The sequence below is a fragment of the Symbiopectobacterium sp. genome, from assembly GCF_051710365.1.
GTDB lineage: Bacteria > Pseudomonadota > Gammaproteobacteria > Enterobacterales > Enterobacteriaceae > Symbiopectobacterium.
In genome coordinates, this window is sequence record NZ_JBPETA010000387.1 from 1 (window position 1) to 955 (window position 955).

2 protein-coding genes and 1 pseudogene are annotated in these 955 nt (G+C 55.9%); all 3 read right to left on the reverse strand.

Features of this window, described 5'->3' with window-relative positions; all coding sequences use genetic code 11:
* A partial coding sequence (locus ACTBDZ_RS18150; RefSeq protein ID WP_438816311.1) for a phage N-6-adenine-methyltransferase occupies positions 1-503 on the reverse strand: 503 nt, incomplete at its 3' end.
* Entirely contained in the window at positions 500-844 is a 345-nt protein-coding gene (locus tag ACTBDZ_RS18155) for a recombination protein NinB (protein ID WP_438816312.1), read from the reverse strand. The genes ACTBDZ_RS18150 and ACTBDZ_RS18155, both read right to left, overlap by 4 nt.
* Before the next feature lie 41 nt (positions 845-885).
* Positions 886-955, reverse strand: a pseudogene (locus ACTBDZ_RS18160) (surface-adhesin E family protein); the annotation flags it as partial.

Below are 955 nucleotides of genomic sequence, written 5' to 3' on the forward strand. Positions count from 1 at the left end.
CGGTTAATCAGCGCGTGTTTGCTTACCACGGTCATCCCTTTAGGGGTTGTGCGCCACGGTCGCCAGATGAACAACACGCTGCCCTTGCTGTTACCCGCCTTGCCTTTTTTGCCCGTTTCAGCGCTGATAAACGACAATCGGCCTTCGGTGATGAAGCGCACCTCATCAACCGTTTTCTGTGCCTGTGCGAACCATCCCGTCGAGGTATCAGCAGGCAGCAGCATAACGACCGTTTTATTCTGCTTGCGGCTCTGCTCAGCAGCTTTATCAACCCAGGGGCGGATATTGCTGTACGGGGGATTGCAGAATATGGCTCCGTTGCTACTCCAGTCACAGGCCAGGGCATCATCCTCTTGCGTCAGATACAGACGGCACAGGGGATTGTCGTGGTCAGCGGCGGCATCGAGGTAGAAGCCAAACTCCCCATCCAGCGCCTGGAAGACCTCGGGCGGTGTTCGCCATATGTCCTTGTGCTCTGGTCTGGTGTGTGATTTTAGTGTCATCCGACTCTCCCGAAATAATCCCCTGAATAACGCACCTCGCGCAGCCTGACCCCGTTGCCGACCGACCAGGCCTGGGCGTACTGAATCAAACTGTTCATGCGCTTTACGCCCATCTGAGCCGTGCTCTCGCGGATGCTGCAAAACTCCCCCTCCAGCCCCGTAACCACCTCCCCCGGCCTGCCGGTAGCGATGGCATGTCCCGAGACAAACAGCGCCTTCCAGTCCAGCAGCGGGCGCGGTTTATCTGCCCACACCAACTGACGCGAAACATCGGTGCATAACGCATGGAACAGGTCGTTCTGCGGTAATGTTCGTTTAGCATCGTTGAGGCTTTGTTGAATAAATCAGAACTTGTAACGACTGTGCCCCATCGGGTCGATTGTTACGTGATGCGAATACTGTTCGGCATTCCTAATAGCGTGATCCGGTTAAGCGCTTTGACCATCGCCATG